The organism is Autumnicola patrickiae, assembly GCF_031846525.1.
Lineage (GTDB): Bacteria > Bacteroidota > Bacteroidia > Flavobacteriales > Flavobacteriaceae > Autumnicola > Autumnicola patrickiae.
On sequence record NZ_JAVRHM010000002.1, the window covers coordinates 38,172 to 57,480 of the forward strand.

Sequence of the window (19,309 nt, forward strand, 5' to 3'; positions counted from 1 at the left end):
GAAAATCTGCCGTTTCGAATTTTTTCATTTTGTAAGAATTGAAGGTTTTGATAGCAATAGAGATCAATTGACATCAAATTTCATGAATAATTCGTTTTAACTGAATCAGCAGAAATAGTATCTTAAAGTGGTGATTTTCTGTTTAGTATCAAGAATGGAAATCTCACTGATTTGACTTTCACTAAATAATTAACCCATTAGAATAATAGAGGGATTTTTTGCATTCCCTTAAAAGAAATGCAGTTGGTGCAAACCAACTTGTATGAAAATTTTGTCCCGCCTGCGGGACGAAATCGAATAGCAAGAGGATGACACGCTGGGCGATGTCATTCGATTTCCAAAATCTATAAAATATTGATTTTAAAGTAGTTGAAAATTTATAAAATATGAAAGTATCCACTCTGATGGATATCTTCCTCTAGAAAGCCCAGTAAAATCAGGAGGGCTTTAGCCAGCAGAAGTAAAAATAGTAGCCATGAAGACAAAATCAAGACTTCAAGTAAAAGTAAGTACGGCAAACAGGTTCCGGGAGTTCTCTAAAAAGAACAATAGCAACCCCTCCGAAACCTTAGACCTGGTACTGGATTTTTTTGAGAAAAATAACCTCTCTCCTTTTGAGACTTTAGTGCCTTCAAAAGTAAGCCTGGAACAGCTCATAAAAAAAAGGATCGATGCCGTGATAGCCATCCTTAAAAATATTGAAAAGACCCAGACCAAACCAGGTTTGTTAATGCTAGAATTACTTATGGAAGGGCGATCTGTTCCAAAACCTGAATTAATTGAAAAGAAAAAGATTGCATCCAACAATGAAAAAACCCAGGAACAATTAGAATTGGAAATCTCCCGGCTTCAGGAGGTATTAAAAGCTACAAAAAAGGACCTGGAGTACCTGCTACAGCATGTGGAAATAAAAGGAAACACTTTTGGTGCGGATTACCTAAAACTGAACATCCCCCGAACAGCATTTGAACAATTTAAGATTGCCATAAAACATAAAGTCTAAATGTATATCACTATCTCTCCTCAGAAATTAGGCGGTGCTTTTTCACAAAGTGCAGGGGATTTTGTGAGCTACCTGGAAAAAGAAAACCAAGGAAAAAACCTGTTGGAAAAGGAATATTTCTTTAATCAATATGGAGATAACATACGGCCGTATGAGGTAATTAAAGAGATTGATGGGAATACAGCTAAATTAAAACTCAAGGAACCTAAATATTATTCTATCACCATCAATCCCAGCCAATATGAATTAAAACATATTCATAATAATCCTGAGAAACTCCGGGCTTTTGTCCGGGAAACCATGAAAGAATATGCCGACTCCTTTAACCGGGAGATTAACGGGAGGCCCATCAGCGTCAACGACATTAAATATTTCGCCAAAATTGAACATGAGCGAACCTATAAAAGTAATGATGTAGCTATTCGGGAGAATAAGCCTTACAGCAATCAAATTGCGCATTTAAAAAATGAGCTTCGGAAGGTGGAACGGGGAGAAATTCCTGGAAATACCCGGCAACTTGAAAATGAGATCCAAAAGCTGGTTAGGGATGCTCCTTATAAAATCCGCGGACAGGTGGTGGAACCGGGAATGAAAAAGGAAGGGCTACAAAGCCATATCCACATCATTGTAAGCAGGAAAGATGCTTCAAATATCTACAGTCTTTCCCCGGGTAGTAAATACAAAGCTTCGGAAGTGGAGATGCATGGCAAAATGGTCAAGCGGGGGTTTGAGCGTGACCGGTTTTTTCAGAATTCTGAAAAAGCGTTTGATAAGATGTTTGGGTACAACAGGAATTATGTGGAAAGTTATGCCGCCAGGAAAATGCTGAGCAAGGATCCGAAACAATATATTATATCCTTAAGAAGCCTGGGTATTAACGAGAAAAAGATCGCCTTTAACCTGATCCGGCAAACCGGGCTGCAACTGCCGGTATTACACCTGCCCCAAAGTAAAGTGGGCTTCGCTTATAAACAACTTAAAAAAATCATCGAAGCCGGAATTAAAGCAAGTTCTATCGGCTATTAAAATTATCTGTTATGCTGTCAAATATTTATTTAGTACTTTTTTGCTATGCTGCGGCCGTGGGCATGTTTTACTTCTCCCTGAAAAATACTTCCTGGGGGTATACCATCAACTTTAGTTTTATTTTTCTGCTGTTTTTTATCAGTTTTCCTTCCCGCTTCGACTTTGATATGTTTATGCTGCTTTCCATACGCCTATTGACCCCATTATTTCTTATCAATGTGCTGCTGAAGGAATGGCTGCTCAAACCTAATAAAGATAGCTTAACCAAACAATACGCTTTCAGAGTGCCTCTATCTTCCGGATCGATTAAACTGAAAGATATCCGCCGCGGGGTATCCATCATTGGAGCTGCAGGTAGTGGAAAAACGGAAAGTGTGGTTGCTCAATTTCTAAGGCATTTTAGCAGGCATACTTTCTGCGGAATTATCCATGACTACAAAAATTTTGAACTTTCCAAAATTGCCTACCCCCTATTCAAGGAAAGTAAAATGCCGTTTTATATTATTTCCTTTGATACCATCTTTCATAAAGTAAATCCCATTGCGCCTCGCTATATGCAGGATGAAGAAAGTGTCAACGAGATTTCCCGCGTTCTTCTGGAGAATTTATTAGAAAAAACGGAAAACGGGTATTCGGGAAGTTCCAGGTTCTTTAACGATGCTGCAGAAGGGATTATTGGAGGGCTCATCTGGAAACTTAAAACCGATCATCCCGGGTATTGTACCCTTCCGCATCTCATCGCATTGTTCCAGCAATTAACGACCTACGAGTTAGTTGACTTTTTAAGTTCTAATCTAACCTCCCAGGCCATGGCAAATGCTTTTATAAATGGTGTGGATTCAGAACGACAAACGGCTTCGGTAAAAAGTACCCTCTCCAATGCTTTTAAAAAAATAAGCACCCAACGGATCTTTATGGTACTTTCTGAAGATGAGATTCCGTTGGATATCAATAATTCCGAAAATCCAGGGGTGATTTCAGTAGTGAATAATCCTAAATTTGAATCGGCATATTCCCCCATTGTAGCAACCATAATTCATAGTATAACTAAGCAAATGAGTGTACATGAAAGGCTTGGTTCGTTTATCCTTATGGAGGAAGCTTCCACAATTCGCCTGCTCAACATGCACCGTATTCCGGCGACGCTGCGAAGCTATAACATTGCTACGGTCTATGTAATCCAGGATAAAATACAAAATGATATCCTTTATGGCAGGGAAGCAGGAAAAGCCATCCTGAGCAATCTGTCTTATCAGTTCTTCGGAAAGGTCAATGACCCCGAGACAGCAAAATACTATGAGAGTTTCTTTGAGATTGTGAAGCGGAAAAGTATCAGTGTCAGCAAAAGTGATAACCTGAATTTTGATACCCGTACCACCAAAAGTGAACGCGAAGTGGCCAAGATCAGGGCTGATGTTTTCTTTCGCTTAAAACCGGGCGAGTTCGTGACTTTTTCTGATGGTAAAGACCGAAAAGTAAAATTCTCCACGCCCGACTGGCCCAAGGAATTACCGGACCCTAAGCACAAATTTTCTTTAGAAGATCTGGAATTGAATTTTCAGAAAATATACAGGGAGGCTAAAGCCATTTACAAATCTGAAAAATCACCAAAATGAGACCAGTCAATTATATCAGCCATTTAAACAGGGTACTGCGGAAATTTTCCGATGATGATAAAATATCGTCCTCGCACCGCAGTTTATACCTGGCATTTTTTGAATTATGGAACCAGCAACATTTTCCGAAGACCCTTATGGTAAACAGCAAAAAGGTAATGTCCCTGGCCAAAATACGTTCCCGGACTACCTATCATAAATTACTTCAAGAGTTAAAAATGTGGGGCTATCTTCAATACCATCCCTCCAATAATCCGGAAATTGGTTCCCTCATTGAGATGTTCAGATTTGATACCCTACCTGATCAAAAAATGAACAGGACTTATCCAGTTTCTGAACAGGTACCTGTCCAAAAATTGGTATCTTTAAATAAAGAAAAAAGTAAACCTTTAATAAACTCTTTTAAACAAACAGGTCCAGAAAATGAACAAGTAGTTATTGAATATTTTCAATCTGAAAAAAGAAGTCCCCTGGAGGCTAAAAAATTCTATAACTTTTACGAAGCCATAGGCTGGAAATTAAATGGTAAAAATCCGATCACCGACTGGCAGGCCTGTGCCCGGAACTGGATAATAAAAGCTGACGAAATAAAAAAGGATCCAAAATTTAGGCCACCGTCCCGAAATTGGGACAACCTGCATACTAGTAGGTATAAAGACTATAGAGAGCCGTTGTAAGAAAAGTTAGCTTCGAGACATTCCTTCTAAGAACATTAATGTTTCATAATAAAGTGAAGGAGGGAGCGACAGCAAACATGTGAACTTTTTACCTATCGAGCTCCTGTAATTTAAAGATTTATTATAACGACAGTTTTTGTCGCCTAATCTCCTTTTATTTGTCTTAAACTTCTAAATTTACAGGATGAACATTTTATACCTGCACGGACTCGAAAGCAAACTTAGCAATCCTAAACGAAAAATCCTGCAAGAATATGGCAGCGTCTTCGCTCCCGATATCGACTATGAAAAACGGCATCTTCAGCCAAAAGTTATCCTGAGCAAATACCCGGAGGTGGAATTTAACGTGATCATCGGCAGTAGTATGGGCGCGCTTAACGGCTATATTATTTCAGAAAATATCGGCAGGCTTGCCTTACTATTCAATCCGCCACTAATCAAATACCGGAAAATAAATTTCAGCGCCCGGTTTACAAAAGGCCTGGCTTATAAACAGCTACTACTGGGAGGCAGTGACGAGGTGGTGAACCCTTCGGAAACCATGGAATTTCTCGGCAGGCATTTAAAAAAATCTGAATTGGAAATTATCACAGATCCCCAACTTGGGCACCGCATTCCGCAAGAACTATTCTGGGAACAGGTAAGAACTTTCTTTTCCAAACTTTGTTATTAAAACGAAACCTATGTCTGTACGTCAAACTATAAAACGCCACTACAAGATCATTTCGCTACTTAAAAAGCGGCCGATGAGCTATGAAGAACTCTCTGATGAAATTCTGTCCGATCCTGATTCACTGGAAGAAAACCTGCTAAAATCCCAAAGAACCCTGCAGCGCGATATAAAGGATATTGCCTCTATCTACGGAATTGAGATTGCTTCAGACCGCGCTTACAATAAATATTTTATTGTTGATGATTTCGAGATGAACCATTCCCAGAGGCTCAGGGAAAATTTTGAAATTTTAAATGCCATCAGGCTTTCCCGAAGCCTGGGCAGCAGCCTCATCTTTGAGAAAAGGAAATCCCTGGGCACTGAACATATGGCCGGCTTGCTTCATGCCATTCAGAATCTTAACCTTGTGAAGTTTCAGTATTACAAATTTCGCGAAGATTCCCAAAGCACAAGAAAGGTTAAACCCATTTCACTAAAGGAAGCCCGCAACCGCTGGTATCTTATAGCCATGGATACCAAAGACGAGCAGATCAAGAATTTTTCCCTGGACAGGATCCAGGAGCTCAGCATCACTTCAGAAAAATTTAAAAAGATTGAATATAATATCCACGAAGAATTTAAAGACAGCTTTGGAATCATTAACGGCACCGATGAAGAGCCGGTAAAGGTGGTGCTGGCATTTACCGCACGCGAAGGCAAATATGTAGCTTCCCTCCCACTGCACCAGAGTCAGCAGTTAAATTCTGAAGATGAAAAGGAAATGTGCTTCAGTTATTTTATAAGGCCCACTTATGATTTCAGGATGGAAATTTTGTCTTATGGAGACCAGGTTAAAGTTATGGAGCCGAAGGAACTGGGAGATAAGATAGCCGCTCAACTGACAAATGCGCTAGAAAGCTATTACTCCAGCGGTTCAACGACATAGTTTGTCATACTTCACCTGTAGTTTTGAAAATATATCCGCTGAGATAATTGGGATTGGTTTCTGATTTTGGGGTAAGGAAGCATCATTAAAATTCTCAGCGTTTAAAGTAAACGACATGAAAAAAATTTACCTGGTCACCCATGGTGGGATTACAATAGATCTCTCCAAAATTAAGGCATTTCATATTGATACCTGGAATCCTCGCGGAAAGAGTCACATACTGCGAATTGAATTTCATTCCCGGTACGAATATATTTTTAATCCTGAAAACCAGAAATATGAAAAAGTACTGATTAATGACTTTACAGAACATCCCTATGCCGATTATGAAACTGCGGAAGCCTACCGCAATGAATGGCAGGAGATCTGGGAGGATTGTTTAAAGGAAGGTATCTTAACGGAATAAAATGAACATGACCAAAGATTATTTCACTAACCTTTATAGACTTTTAGAAGTAGAGTTTATTCAGCAGGCACTTTTCGAACTGATTGAAGAAAAGGGAAATTATTCGCCCTTGCTGGTAATAAATCATCAGGACTACTTTCTTTCCCTATCAAATGAATCCTATTACGTGTTTCTGCTTCCTGTAGTTACCCCAAAGATTGCCGCCAAAGTATGTAATTACTGCAAATACATATTTAACCGAAAAACGATAATGGTGCAGCTGGAAAACTCCGAGAGCATCCCAATGTTTGAACATCAATTCTTCATAAAGCTAAAAGACATTATACAGCAGGCAGAGCATAACGGAATTATGAGAAATAATCTATTTCTCCGGTTATTAAGCGAAGTGTAGGTTATAGAAGAAAATCTTATTGAAAGCAGCAAAAGTAAGCTGAATTTTGTTATAGAAAAGAAGATGATTCAAACCACAATAAAGATCAGGCTTATATTAAACGGCTGGCATCTTGAACAATGGATTTCCAATCAGAAGTTGGAAGGAAAAAACCAATAGCATTCCCTATAATATCAGGCCAGAAGAATTACTAATTTAAATAAAGAATCTCGAAAGTCAGCTTGCCTGCTAAAGTTTCACCTCATCTCTACTGAAGTAATGCGGCAACAATTTCTTAAAGCAACGACAGGTTTTGACGTCAGCATTTTTTAGTATTGCCTCCCTTAACTTTTAAAAGATATGACTGAAATCACCCCGGACCGCGAATTCGAATATTTTTACTGCCCGGTAACGGGAGAGCCGGTACTACATCCGGATGGATATACTACCTCACCTGCCCTGCTTTTTATTTATGTGGAGGAAATCAAGGATTTTGAATACTGCAGTGAACAGCTTAGGGAAAAGTTTGCTGCTTATTTTGATGAAAATGCGAAAAAAACTGAAGGCGAACTGCTGTTTAAAAAATTAAAAGAAGAGCTGCCCTGGGGGCAGGACAAACTGCTGATCACCTATGGCAACGTGGGAGCAGCCAGTTTATGTTTTGACCTTGGCTATGAAAAGAGATAAAATACATCTTTTTTAAGCGTCAGGTTTTGTCGTTTACATTAGTTTAATTCGTATTAAAATAAGAGCAGATGGAGATGAGGATGTAATTATCATAAGCGGGAATATGATTTTGATTAACTTGATTAACTTGATTATTTTGATTTAACTACCAAAATACCCACTGATCCCGCGGTGGGTATTTTTTAATATAAAATTCATCTTGAAATTTAACTATTAAGCGAAATTATTAGCATTAAAAGAGGTATGAAAGATAAATTGATAGAGTATTTAAAGTATTTTTTCGACCTTCCAGGTTCCTTTTTTACTATGGAAGCAGACCTTTACACCCTTGCAATACTTTCCCTTTTCTTTAAAAAAACTGATCCGGAGGTTTCCAGCATTAGGAAATCAGATATAAATATTTTCAGGCTTTATTTTACCAGGGAAGAGTTAAGAATGGATCTAAGCGGCAGGGAAATAAAAATCTGGCTACAGCCATTGCTGCATAAACATCTTTCACCAGAGATTCGGAAAAATGCTGTCTATATTGATCATATTGGAAATGATAGTTTTTCCGGGTACTTGCTGGAAGTGGTTTTATTTCTAATGGACATGCCGAAAGAGCTAAATTTTAATGAATCCCTTCTCCCCCAGGATGATAACATCCTACGAATAAAAGATCTTGTAGCCGCCACGCAATGCCGCACATCCTGATAAACAAGAAAATTAAATGACGCCAAACGTTTCATTTTTTCTTTACATAGGAAAAGGATTATTCTTAAAAGAATAATTCCTAAACCGAAAGATTAATATCTTTTCCATAACAGGTGAGAAAGGCTTAAAAAATAAGGCCTGCATAAAGAGCTGGTGCTGAGTTATGAATAGATGAAAAGAATATTTTTTATTGTTCAAACAACTATAAATGCTCTTTTAATAGCAATTATTTATTGAAGTTTTGTGTAGAATATTCTCTGAACTCAAAAACTACAGGAAGGACTGATCTTATGAGCTGATTATGAATATTAAACCGGAAGAGAAGAAATATATTACGGATAACCGTAAGGAAAGGACGGCTGCAGCAGTTATTTTTAGACTGCAGAAAATGTTAAAGTATAAGAATTTTAACAAGCATTAACATATTATTTTGCTTTACGTAGGAAAAGGGCTATGTTTGAGGAGACAACAAAGTTTCTTTTGCCCCTACACAGAAGAGTCTATCAATTTAACCAACCTGATAAATGAGAAATTTATTTCTACTGTGTGCGCCATGCTTTTATAAAGCTATTTCCTTTCCATACTCGAAGTTTACACTCAATAATTTCTGAGAACCCCAACGATGGAAGAAAAGAGTTTTTTAAAGAAAGCTTCTATAGATATAGAAGATTATGGCACCTCTGTGGATAATCCGGTACTCGTAAATAGCATTGCAGCCGGCCGCTCCTTCTGTACGAGGCTGGCACAACTGGACGAAGACATGGAATACGAAAGAAGAGGTTCCACCAGTACCGAATTGCTCCCAAAGCCTGTGGATATCTATGACTTTAATTTTTTTGGCAGGCATTTCTGCACTATCTATGTTTATGCCTACCACTCTACAAACATAGAAGAAGTTCCTCTTACGTTTCACGACTTGGAGCGCATGGAGGAGCTGGCAATGGATGCAATTTTTAACGGATATGAAGAGGAAGCAATTGGCCTGGCCGATGTTTTCCATACCCTTGTTGCCTCTTATCTCTTGAAAAACGGCATCGATCAGTATGGATGTAAAATCACAAACGAAAAGGAATGGGCCGTCGAAGACCAGGAACTGATCGACCTGGCCCTGCTGGATCTGGGCAAAACAGAAAATATTGAAAAGGAAATTATGAGAGAATGGAATGCATACGCTGAAAAAAGCTTAAAGCCACACTGTAGGTTTTTTATAAATGAGTTCATCAAAAGTTACTCTGAAACATAATAAGCGCGCAACCATCCGATTTGCAATATTTAATTGAGAATATTAGTCTAACCAACCTACCATCAAATGCTTGCAGAAACCTATTTTGAAAACATCCAGTCTACAATTATCGAGAAACTTCACTCAGCTGAAGAAGTTATACGGATAGCTGTTGCCTGGTTTACCGACAAGAAACCATAAATTAAAGATACTCTGGAAAAAGTATTTTCCGGTAAGATTTCCTTGAGAATGACCCCTTGTTGAATCCATCTAGCTGTATATCATTCACAACCAAGCAAGGGTTGCAGACGAAAGAATCCAATAAAAAACAAATAAATTAAATGGGACACCAGAAAGAAGTTTTATCAGATAACACTCACTTCAAACAAAAGCCGATAAAAGAACTGGCAGGTAAAACTTTTTTAGTAGAGGATTATCAACGGGGATATAAATGGGACTTTAATCAGGTGCTCGATTTGCTGGAAGACATTAACAGTTTTAATTCACATGGAAATCTGGACTCCTATTGTTTACAACCAGTAGCTGTAAAAGCCGACCCTGATGTTCCTGATGAATATGAACTGGTTGACGGCCAGCAACGCCTGACAACCATTTACATTATACTCAAAATATGTGGTGGAAAGAACCTCTTTGACATATATTACAGAACAAGGACGGAAAGTGAGTTGTTCCTTAGGGACATTCATCCTTTCCTGGATTATAAATTTGAATACAGAAAGGATCAATTTAAAAGAGAAATTGAAAATTCTTTAAATCAAAAATGGAAGAAGTACATAGAAGACTCCAGGAATGATGAAGAAAACCAAGAGAACTATGACAATGTAGATAATTATCATTTTTTTCAGGCTGCACTGATTATCCGAAGTTATTTTGACAGACCAGAAATTGATAAAGACCAGTTTCTGGACAAACTGAAGGAAAAGGTAAAGGTCATCTGGTACCAGGATCCTACTGATGAAACGGCCAATAAACTTTTTAAAAACCTCAATTCAGGTAAGATTCGGCTGTCTGCTTCAGATTTAATAAAGGCCCTTTTTATTCTAAAACTGGAAAAAGCAGATCAACTTCCCGCCCAGATTGAGTTTGAACAAAACAAGCTTGCGAGTGAATGGGATGATATAGAGCAGCAATTACATGAGTCAAAATTCTGGAGTTTCATCATCGGGAATACCAGCCGTAACTACGAGGACAGTCGTATAGGTTACCTCTTTGAAGTTCTTACTGATACTATTGATCACAAGAATGTGTATGAATGTTATCGAAGGTATTCAGATGCAAATGCCAAAGCAAAATTAAACTGGAATACTGTAACGGATTTATTTTTCACCCTTAGGGAGTGGTTTGATGACATAAAAACCTACCACCGGATAGGTTTTCTTATGCGTCAGAACATTAAGGACTGGAGGACCCTTAGACACATCCATGAAAGGTATCAGAATGTAGTAGATAAGGATACTTTTAAGAAAAACCTGGAGGAGCAATTGAAGGAACTATTTCGGGCAACGCAAACAAGGGACAAAGTAGAAATTAGCATCTATTCATTGGATTCTATTTCATATCACGACCTCCCGGAAGTCCGCAATTTGCTGGTACTGCTCAATATCCTGACTTATGAGCGCATCATGCCCGATTATCGGCTAGACTTTGACCAGTTCTACAGCGGTAAATGGAGTGTGGAGCATATCCAACCTCAGAACCCGAAGGATTTAAGTTTTGACAATGTTGCGATCTATTTAGAAGAGATGGGATCGTTGATCAAAAATGAGGATACCGACTCCGACAGTCAGTTTGGTGATGTACGGGCAGAGCTTGACCAACTGATTAATTCCATGCCAGAAGCGGTAACTGAAAAAGAGCAACGGGATTATCTATTGAGGTTCAACAATTTTGTGGAAGAAAACATCACAGATAGATTTGAGCTGCACGGAATAGGAAATCTTGCACTCCTGCGATCTGCAGAGAACAGTAGTCTTGGCAATAATTCCTTCAAGTCAAAACGAGAACAAATACTTAACTTTTTTAATTCAGATTCAAAAGAGGGAAGTTTTATACCTATTTCCACTTTACAGGTATTTACAAAGTTCCATAGTGAGGACAGTTTACAACTGGATTTCTGGAGCTACCGGGATGCCATGGATTACAAAAAAAATATTGCCGAAATGATGAAAAACTTCTTACCTGAAAACAAATAGAGCCAAATGCATAATCTTCAAAAACTACTCACCGAACACATTATCGAAATTCCTGTCATTCAACGCGATTATGCTCAGGGCAGAAAAAACCCGAAGGTAAACCGCATAAGAAAAGACTTTGTTGGTGCCCTGCTAAAGGCAATAGAAAATCCGGAAAACAGTCAGCTTCATCTGGACTTCATTTATGGAAGAATTGAATCCCAGTCCACCCAGAATGTCCAGGAAAACAACTACAATCATGTGGAGAGTATTTTGGCATTTGCCAAAGCCTATACCTTACAAGCCAAGGTTGGTTTGTCAGGAGCAATTCCGGAGGTGGACAGAAAGGTTCTGGATAACAGTAAAACAAAACTCATGCCCCTGGACGGACAACAACGACTTACCACCTTGTGGCTGTTACATTATGTCCTCTATCACCAGTCTGCCCTGGAATTACCGAAGTGGATGCACAACTTCACCTATAAAACCAGGAAGAGCAGTACTTCATTTATCAACGGCCTGATCGAGAATATTGACATGGACAAAGATTCCAGCTATTCCAATTGTATAGAAAAATCCAAGTGGTTTTATAAGGCCTGGTTACAGGACCCGACGGTGAAAGGAATGATGGTTAGTCTTGATGAGATACGAACCCAACTGAAGGAAAAATTGAGTGCCTTTCCAGGTGAGGAACGAAATCAGGAGCTGGAAAAATGGATAGATCATCTTGTTAAAGGTGAAGGTAAACCTGCCATTCATTTCAGCTTTTTATCATTGTCGGACATTGATGTAGAGGATGATATTTATATAAAAATGAATGACCGGGGTAAACAACTAACCGATTTTGAAATCTTCAAGAATGATCTGCTCGGTTATCTTCAGGATCTCGCCAAAAGAAAGCATGATCCGGATCTTACGGAAAGGGAGTACTACGAAATAGCACAAAACCTGGATAAGAGGTGGCATGATTTGTTCTGGAAGGAAAAAGGAACCGATAGCTTTAATATTGAGAATTCGTTCCACTACTTCTTTTTGTACCATTTACTGTTACACAGAATAAGCAACAAAAACTCTGATGACCAGTTTTGCTCTAAGTACTTTTCAGCTTTAATAGGAGACAAAAGAGATAGCAACTTTGAACGTTTTGACTTCAAGGCATTGCAAAAACTTAAACTCATTTCACCGGCCAGCCTTAAATATGTTTTCGAGAACCTGGAAACCCTCTCAGATGCCGGGTTCCTGAACAAGGCACAAAAGGTGGCAGATGAGATCAGCTTTAAAAAAAACGGGGTGCCCGAGTTTGGATATGATTTTCTCAAACATAATTTAAAAAGCGATTCAGGAAATACAGGCTACTATGACAGGACATTTAATTATGCTCTCACCAGCTACCTGGGTGCCTATAAAGAAGACTTTGACATAAGATTGTTCAGGCAATGGTGCAGGGTCTTGCAAAACCTGATATATAATCAAGCTTATATCCAGGGTAAGGATGAGTTTGAAACAGCGGTAAAACATGTCAATATTTTAGTGGCTAACGGCAGGAATGTTGAGAAAACCCTGTTGGAGCAAGGAACTAATCTGGGAGTGTTTCCAAGACAGATCTCAGAGGAAGTGAAGAAGGTATCCTTGTATAAAGATGATCCGGGACTGTACCAGATGTTCAGATCTCTTGAAAACCACGATTACTTTCATGGCCAAATAGGTTTCGCCATAGATATGGCGACCAATAGAGTGGAGCAGGGAGATATATTTAACAAGGAAGAATTTGCATCCTTTAGCTCGAAATTATCAGCCTTGTTCGATCCGCAATTTTCCGGAAACAGTGAATGGCTGTTACAAAGAGCGTTAATGACCAGAGGCTTTGAATTTAAGGGCAAAAATGGTAACAAGCTAGAAATTTTCTCAAACAACCCTACTGATTTACGTTCGAAGGAAGAAGGATGGCGTTGGTTATTTAAGAGTGAACATGCCAAAAACTACTTCCAAATTTTTAATTCCCTACTAAAGGATTTGAGTATTGAAGATTTTGAAAATGATTTAAAAGCCCTGGTAAAAAATTACAAGATAAAGGACTGGAAATATTATTTCATAAAGGAGCCGGAGACCATACGGGCCTGCAAGAAGCGGATGATAAAAAAGAACAATGATGACAATGTACGCTTGTTAATTAATCCAACGGCTAGCGGGTATCACAGCGAGCTGAGAACCAAGTTCCTGCAGCATAACTTTTCTCATGATCCTGAGCCTTTCAAGGAAATAGGATACCATCCTGTTAAGGATCAACAAGAAAAGCCGTGCTGTTATTTTAAAGGATGGAAGAGAAATGAATCCTATCATCTGGATATAAGATACGACAACGGGAATTACCAGGTAAGATTCCTGAATGTCGATGAGTCAAGTCAGCATAGGATTGAACAGCAGATAGCTGATGTTCTAAAGCACCTAAATTTTGAAGCTGATAACGATGAAGGATTTATCCTGAATGTCAACAAAACTGAAGGTCAGGATACGGATGAGGCTCTAGACTCTAAATTAATAGAGATTTTGGGTGTACTTAAGAAAACTAAATTGAAGAGTTATGAATACTTAGAAGAGGCATAGAAGCAGCTGCTGAAGGACAATGATATTGCTTTTATAGACGACGGGCAGCAACTCATGATGAGGGATGGTCAGGATCTGCGAAAGGGACAAGAATGACCTTTTTTACTGGCAGAATGACTATAAGTGCTCCATCAATAAGAATTATTTACAGAAGTTCTTTTCCGATTATTTGGTCGATCCGAAGAAGCGATCTAGGGGCTCTGATCATCAAAGTCACAAAGCCTGTGTATCATCCATGAAAAAATGCTCGGCCTCACAAAAAGCATCTGTAGGTGCTAGAATATGACTGTGCTGAAAGGTACAATGACATTAGTGAAGGTGAAATGTGCTAAGGTGCAGCAGGCGGGAAGTGACGGATTGGATTAGAAAAACTAGTCGAAAGATTCGAATCCGCTAACTATGATTTTTAACATTACCAGATTAACAAAAAATTGTTTTTTGTGTAGGAAAAGAGCTATGTTTGAAAACACCTGAAAATCGAATTTTTTTCTTTTACCCTACAAAGAAGAATTTCTTCATTTTTAAAAAAATCCTTACTAACCAATACTTTATGGAATATTATCGTAATATAAAATTCCCCACCACCTTTGAATATTCTTCAGATTCTGAAGATAGCCATATTCCTTTTGAATTCTACAGTGAGGTCTTTCCCCGCTCTAAAAGAATCGATTTATTCTTAGGTTATTTTAATTCATTTACCTTCAGCCTTCTTTCTGAGTCCTTTGCGGAATTTATATATAAAGGTGGCGAAATTCGCATTGTAACTAATCACTTTTATTCGGCGACAGATTATGACAATCTGGTAGAAGAGCCTGATGAATACAAAGATTATTCCAAGGCAGAAGAAATTGTAGGCAATTTGAAAAAGTTACAGAAAACATTAGATGCTCGTGGACAGCTTTTTTTTGATTGTCTCAAATTTTTGAAGAAACAGGGCAGGTTAAGATTACAACCCGTTTTATTTGGGAAACAAAGCATGAACCACCATAAAAAAATGTTATTCTTTGACGGAAGAGAAACTATTCTCACACAAGGAAGCATGAATTTTACTCCTGCAGGGGTAGCCAAAAACGGTGAAAGTTTTCAGGTAGAAGTTCCTTGGAATGGAGGAGTAAGTAAAAGTCGAATTTCAAAACAAGTGGAACATTTTGATAAAGTATTTTCGAAAAAGCACACATCCTATAAATACCTAAATATTACCCAGTTAGAAAGGGTAATAGACGACATAGGTAATGAGAAAGATTTAAAAGATCTACTGTTTGATGCGATTGAATGCTCTACCAATGAAGAATATTCTCAAAAGATTAGAACCCTGAAAACAAAACAAGCTCAAAAATTTCAGTTGATGATTAATAAAATAGAAAGTGAACCTAGATTTCCTTTTCCTCAAGGACCAAGGGAATACCAGAAAAAAGCATTTGAGAATTGGAAAAAAAATAATTCCACAGGAATTTTTGCCATGGCAACTGGGACAGGAAAAACAGTAACAGCATTAAATTGTATTCTGGAAGGCTATAGAAGGACAGGAAAGTATAAATTCATCGTTTTAGTACCCACTAGAGCCTTAGTTGAGCAATGGGAGAAAGAAATTAAGGTGAAATTTAATTTTCAGGAAATTATCAGTGTGCGATCAAAATATTTTTATCAGGAAATAGAGTATGATGAGCCAGATGAAAATAGCTGCATTCTTTTAACCTATGCAACCTTTAAAGGGCAGAAATTCCAGGAAGCTTTTAAACGTTTTTCACACAAAGATTCTCTTACTCTAATTGCAGATGAAGCGCATAACATGGGCTCAAAAGGCTTTCTTCGGATAATCGATTCCTTGGAACCTGTTAAGAAAAGAATTGGTCTTTCGGCTACACCATCAAGATATTTTGATGATTATGGAGAACAACAAGTATATACCTTTTTTAATATAAAGATAGAGGACAACAATCCGGATTTCACCTATAGCTTCAGTATTTCTGAGGCTATTAATGCCAAACCAGAACCTTTTTTGTGTCCTTACACATACAGGATTAAGTTTGTAGAATTGGAAAAAGATGAGTTGAATGAGTATAAAGAATATACAAGGCAACTGGCAAGACATATTGATGGAAAAGGGAAATTAATGATGTCTATCGAAGTTGAAAAGATCTTAAAATTACGAAAGGATATAATTAAAAAAGCAAGAAATAAAAAATTTGCATTATTAGAAATTATCGACGAAATAGGACCTAAGAATTTTAAATATTCATTCGTATATGTTCCAGAGGGTAAGGAAATAGATTATTCAGAAAATGATCTTGACTGGGATAATTTAGATCAACAGGATTTAAATATCATTTCTGATTATACTTTAACTGTAAATGAGAGATATAAAAATGAAATTCCTATTCGACACTTTACGGGGCAAACGAGGGATAGGCAATCAATTCTCAAGGATTTTGAAACCGGTAAAACAGATTCCTTATTTGCTATGAAGTGCCTAGATGAGGGAGTCGATATTCCCAGGACAGAAATTGCAATTTTCTGTTCCAGTACTGGAAATCCTAGGCAATATGTACAAAGACGGGGTCGTGTTTTACGGCTGCACAAGGAAAAAGAAAATGCTTTGATCTACGACATGATAGTAATACCTGTTATCGATTTCACTAGTAAGGAACGGGAATTTAATTGTGAAAAAGGATTAATAGAAGGGGAAGTGCGTAGATTAATTGAATTTGCTCTAGACTCACAAAATTTAGATGAAATTCTATCTGACAGAAAATTATTATCAATCGCAGACCATTACGGCATTAACCTAAATGATTATTTGAAATAAAAAGAAATGGCAACAATTTACGACGATATCCGCAACGAATTTTCTGAAAAATTATCAGAAGAGAAATATAGCTCAAAAATAAATAATCAAGATCTAGATATTGAAATTTTAGATTTAGCTCTCGAAACACTTATTGAGCAAATCAGAGATATTAGAAGGCAAAATATCACTGAGGAGACTAATTCCAAAATCAACACGGATGCTAACGCCTTGATTAATACAATTGACAGAAGCTCTAAAAGTTTTTAAAAATGAAATTATTAAGCATTAAAATCGAAAATTTCACCTGTTTCTTAAAACCCATTGAATTTAGTTTCAATAACGGACTTAATATTGTGAACGCTGGAAATGGTACTGGAAAATCTCAGCTTTTGAACAGTATTTATTGGGTATTGTACAATCAAATTTATGAAAAACCGGATTGGGTAGAAGCAGACAATAAAACGCTCTATCCCGTGTGGTACACTAATAAGAATAACGAGGAAGAATATAAACAAGACAATATTGTTACCTCCGTAGAGCTCATTTTAGAAGCACCCCACATTGAAGAGAATCCAGAAATTAACACACAGTGGTATTTTTCAAAAAAAAGACATCATCTTAGGTCGAGCAGTGGAACAATATTGACTAACAGAGATGAATTAGAAATAAAGTACATACACCCTAATACGGGTGAACATGTCCTCCTTAGTAGCTATCGTAAAGATGACATTATTGAAACCCTTTTTCCTAGAGCAGTTAGGAAGTTAATGTGGTTTCAAGGCGAAGGCTTTTCTTCTGATATTGATCTGACGAGGAAAGGAAGTGGCTTTAATGAAATTTTAGATAAAATTTCTCATTATCCCTTTTATGGTAAAATGCTTGACCGAGTTAAAAAAGCTCATAGTAAGAAAACAAAAGAGCTTAATACTATAAGGAGCTCTCAGGATGATTTGAGCAGGGAACAAAGAGATAAATTATTACTTCAGAAAAAATTACAGGAAAAAGTTCCTATTTATAGTTCCCAGCTCGAGGACATTGAAGAAGACATAGACACTAAAGAAAGACAGTTAATTGATATTGAAGATTATCTGAACAATGTAAAGGATTACGTGGAAATTAATGGTGAAATAAAAAATATTAAAAATCAGATTTCTTCCATTAATAGTGAAATCGAAACTTTAGAGATTTCAAAGGTAAACAACCTAATAAAAAAATGGTCTATTATTGGTGCTCAGAAAGAGTATGAGAAATTCCAATCTCATATCCAGTTATTCCAAAGTGAATTAAATGATATTGATGAAAGCAAAATTCCTCTTCATATACCTGGACCCGAAATGGTTCAAGAGATGATTGACGATATGAAATGCCATATCTGCGAAAGAGATGTTCCAGACACCTCAGACCAAGCTTATTTTGCTCTTCTAAAACGCTTAGATGTATATAAGGAGGGCCAGAAAGCGAAATGGCTTCGTAAAAATTTCGATGAATTTAAAAGAATAAAGCGCAGGACTTCCGAAAATTATGTGGAAATCGAAGTGGATATTAAGAACCATAATAAAAAAATAAATAGTTTCTTGAAAAGAAGAAAGGTTCTTATGGGTCAACTAGAAGATCAAGAGACTAAACTTGATGAAATCACAAATGGAAAAAAAAGCACTACGGACTCTTCCGGCAGCAATTATGAATTGTACCGGCGAAGGGAAAAGGATAAGAAAAAAGAATTAGATAGTTTAAGATTAAATAAAGGAAGAATTGAAAAGCTTCTTCAACAAGATTCGCAAAAGCTGGAGGAAGTTTCGAAGGATATAAAAGAATTCGACAATGGAAGTACGGAATTAAAGAGTGCCAATAAGAATATCTACTACTACGAATTATTAAAGGATATAATGCATGACTTAGAAGAAGAGGCTAAAACAGGATTAGAAAAAGAAATAACAGAGACAAGCAATTATTTATTTACCAGTTATTATCATAATCCTTCAGTCATCATTGAAATCAATAATGGCGAAATTCTAAGATTGGATAGAAGTACCGGAGAACTAGAGCTGGGCTCAGATAATGAATCGCAGGATACTCTAATTAGATTTTCAATAATAAATGCACTTCTAAAAATTAGTAGTAAAAAACTTGGCAGATCCTTACCCTTAATCGCAGATGCACCTACCTCCTCCCTGGAATGGGTAAACGTTAGGTATTTTACCAATAATTTAGGTGAAAATTTTGATCAGGTCATCCTTTTTTCGAAGGATTACTTAGAACCTATTAAAAATGATTCTGCAAGAAAAACCGAATTAATTAATCTCTGCAAATCAAAGGGTGGAAAATGGTACTGGATTGAGCAGGTGGATAGAAATTCTAATCCTGTAGGTCCAAATAATCCAAAACCAAAATCTGAGTCAAGAACAGTAATTAAAGAAGAAATTTAAA

At 37.3% G+C, this 19,309-nt stretch carries 16 protein-coding genes; all 16 read left to right on the forward strand.

The annotated features are described in order from the left end of the window. The first annotated feature begins 475 nt into the window (after positions 1 to 475). The 16 genes from RM549_RS02965 (at position 476) to RM549_RS03040 (ending at position 19,308) form a co-directional block, all read left to right on the forward strand. Positions 476 to 1,003 (forward strand): BfmA/BtgA family mobilization protein, encoded by a 528-nt coding sequence (locus RM549_RS02965; protein ID WP_311680827.1) that lies wholly within the window; start codon positions 476 to 478, stop codon positions 1,001 to 1,003. Further along, positions 1,004 to 2,029: a MobB family relaxase gene (gene mobB / locus RM549_RS02970; RefSeq protein WP_311680835.1), complete on the forward strand. Its 1,026-nt coding sequence runs from the start codon at positions 1,004 to 1,006 to the stop codon at positions 2,027 to 2,029. 11 nt (positions 2,030 to 2,040) lie between these two features. Then, positions 2,041 to 3,645: a type IV secretory system conjugative DNA transfer family protein gene (locus RM549_RS02975; protein WP_311680843.1), complete on the forward strand. Its 1,605-nt coding sequence runs from the start codon at positions 2,041 to 2,043 to the stop codon at positions 3,643 to 3,645. Next, positions 3,642 to 4,322, forward strand: a complete 681-nt coding sequence (locus RM549_RS02980; protein WP_311680849.1) for a hypothetical protein — start codon at positions 3,642 to 3,644, stop codon at positions 4,320 to 4,322. The genes RM549_RS02975 and RM549_RS02980 overlap by 4 nt, the downstream gene beginning before the upstream one ends. Positions 4,323 to 4,506: 184 nt before the next feature. Next, on the forward strand, positions 4,507 to 4,995 hold the full coding sequence (locus RM549_RS02985) for a YqiA/YcfP family alpha/beta fold hydrolase (protein ID WP_311680854.1): 489 nt from the start codon (positions 4,507 to 4,509) through the stop codon (positions 4,993 to 4,995). 10 nt (positions 4,996 to 5,005) lie between these two features. Beyond that, entirely contained in the window at positions 5,006 to 5,920 is a 915-nt protein-coding gene (locus tag RM549_RS02990) for a helix-turn-helix transcriptional regulator (protein WP_311680856.1), read from the forward strand. Between the two features lie 115 nt (positions 5,921 to 6,035). Beyond that, complete coding sequence (locus tag RM549_RS02995) at positions 6,036 to 6,326, forward strand: hypothetical protein (protein WP_311680858.1); 291 nt, start codon at positions 6,036 to 6,038, stop codon at positions 6,324 to 6,326. Between the two features lies 1 nt (position 6,327). Next, positions 6,328 to 6,717 (forward strand): hypothetical protein, encoded by a 390-nt coding sequence (locus tag RM549_RS03000; protein WP_311680860.1) that lies wholly within the window; start codon positions 6,328 to 6,330, stop codon positions 6,715 to 6,717. A 339-nt stretch (positions 6,718 to 7,056) separates the two neighbouring features. Then, a complete protein-coding gene (locus tag RM549_RS03005) occupies positions 7,057 to 7,383 on the forward strand; it encodes an RING finger protein (RefSeq protein WP_311680862.1) in 327 nt (108 codons plus the stop codon). 243 nt (positions 7,384 to 7,626) lie between these two features. Next, positions 7,627 to 8,076, forward strand: coding sequence for a hypothetical protein (locus RM549_RS03010; protein ID WP_311680864.1), 450 nt, complete (start codon positions 7,627 to 7,629; stop codon positions 8,074 to 8,076). A gap of 622 nt (positions 8,077 to 8,698) precedes the next feature. Next, a complete protein-coding gene (locus RM549_RS03015; RefSeq protein ID WP_311680866.1) occupies positions 8,699 to 9,319 on the forward strand; it encodes a hypothetical protein in 621 nt (206 codons plus the stop codon). Positions 9,320 to 9,639: 320 nt separating this feature from the next. After that, positions 9,640 to 11,511, forward strand: coding sequence for a DUF262 domain-containing protein (locus RM549_RS03020; RefSeq protein ID WP_311680868.1), 1,872 nt, complete (start codon positions 9,640 to 9,642; stop codon positions 11,509 to 11,511). Between the two features lie 6 nt (positions 11,512 to 11,517). Continuing rightward, the gene (locus RM549_RS03025) at positions 11,518 to 14,094 is read left to right on the forward strand and encodes a DUF262 domain-containing protein (RefSeq protein WP_311680870.1); all 2,577 of its coding nucleotides are present in this window, start codon (positions 11,518 to 11,520) and stop codon (positions 14,092 to 14,094) included. A 550-nt stretch (positions 14,095 to 14,644) separates the two neighbouring features. Further along, positions 14,645 to 16,900: a DEAD/DEAH box helicase family protein gene (locus RM549_RS03030; protein WP_311680872.1), complete on the forward strand. Its 2,256-nt coding sequence runs from the start codon at positions 14,645 to 14,647 to the stop codon at positions 16,898 to 16,900. 6 nt (positions 16,901 to 16,906) lie between these two features. Next, positions 16,907 to 17,149 carry a hypothetical protein gene (locus RM549_RS03035; RefSeq protein WP_311680874.1) on the forward strand — a complete coding sequence of 81 codons (243 nt, stop codon included), beginning with the start codon at positions 16,907 to 16,909 and terminating at the stop codon, positions 17,147 to 17,149. 2 nt (positions 17,150 to 17,151) lie between these two features. Continuing rightward, positions 17,152 to 19,308, forward strand: a complete 2,157-nt coding sequence (locus RM549_RS03040) for an AAA family ATPase (protein ID WP_311680876.1) — start codon at positions 17,152 to 17,154, stop codon at positions 19,306 to 19,308. Position 19,309: the final 1 nt, after the last annotated feature.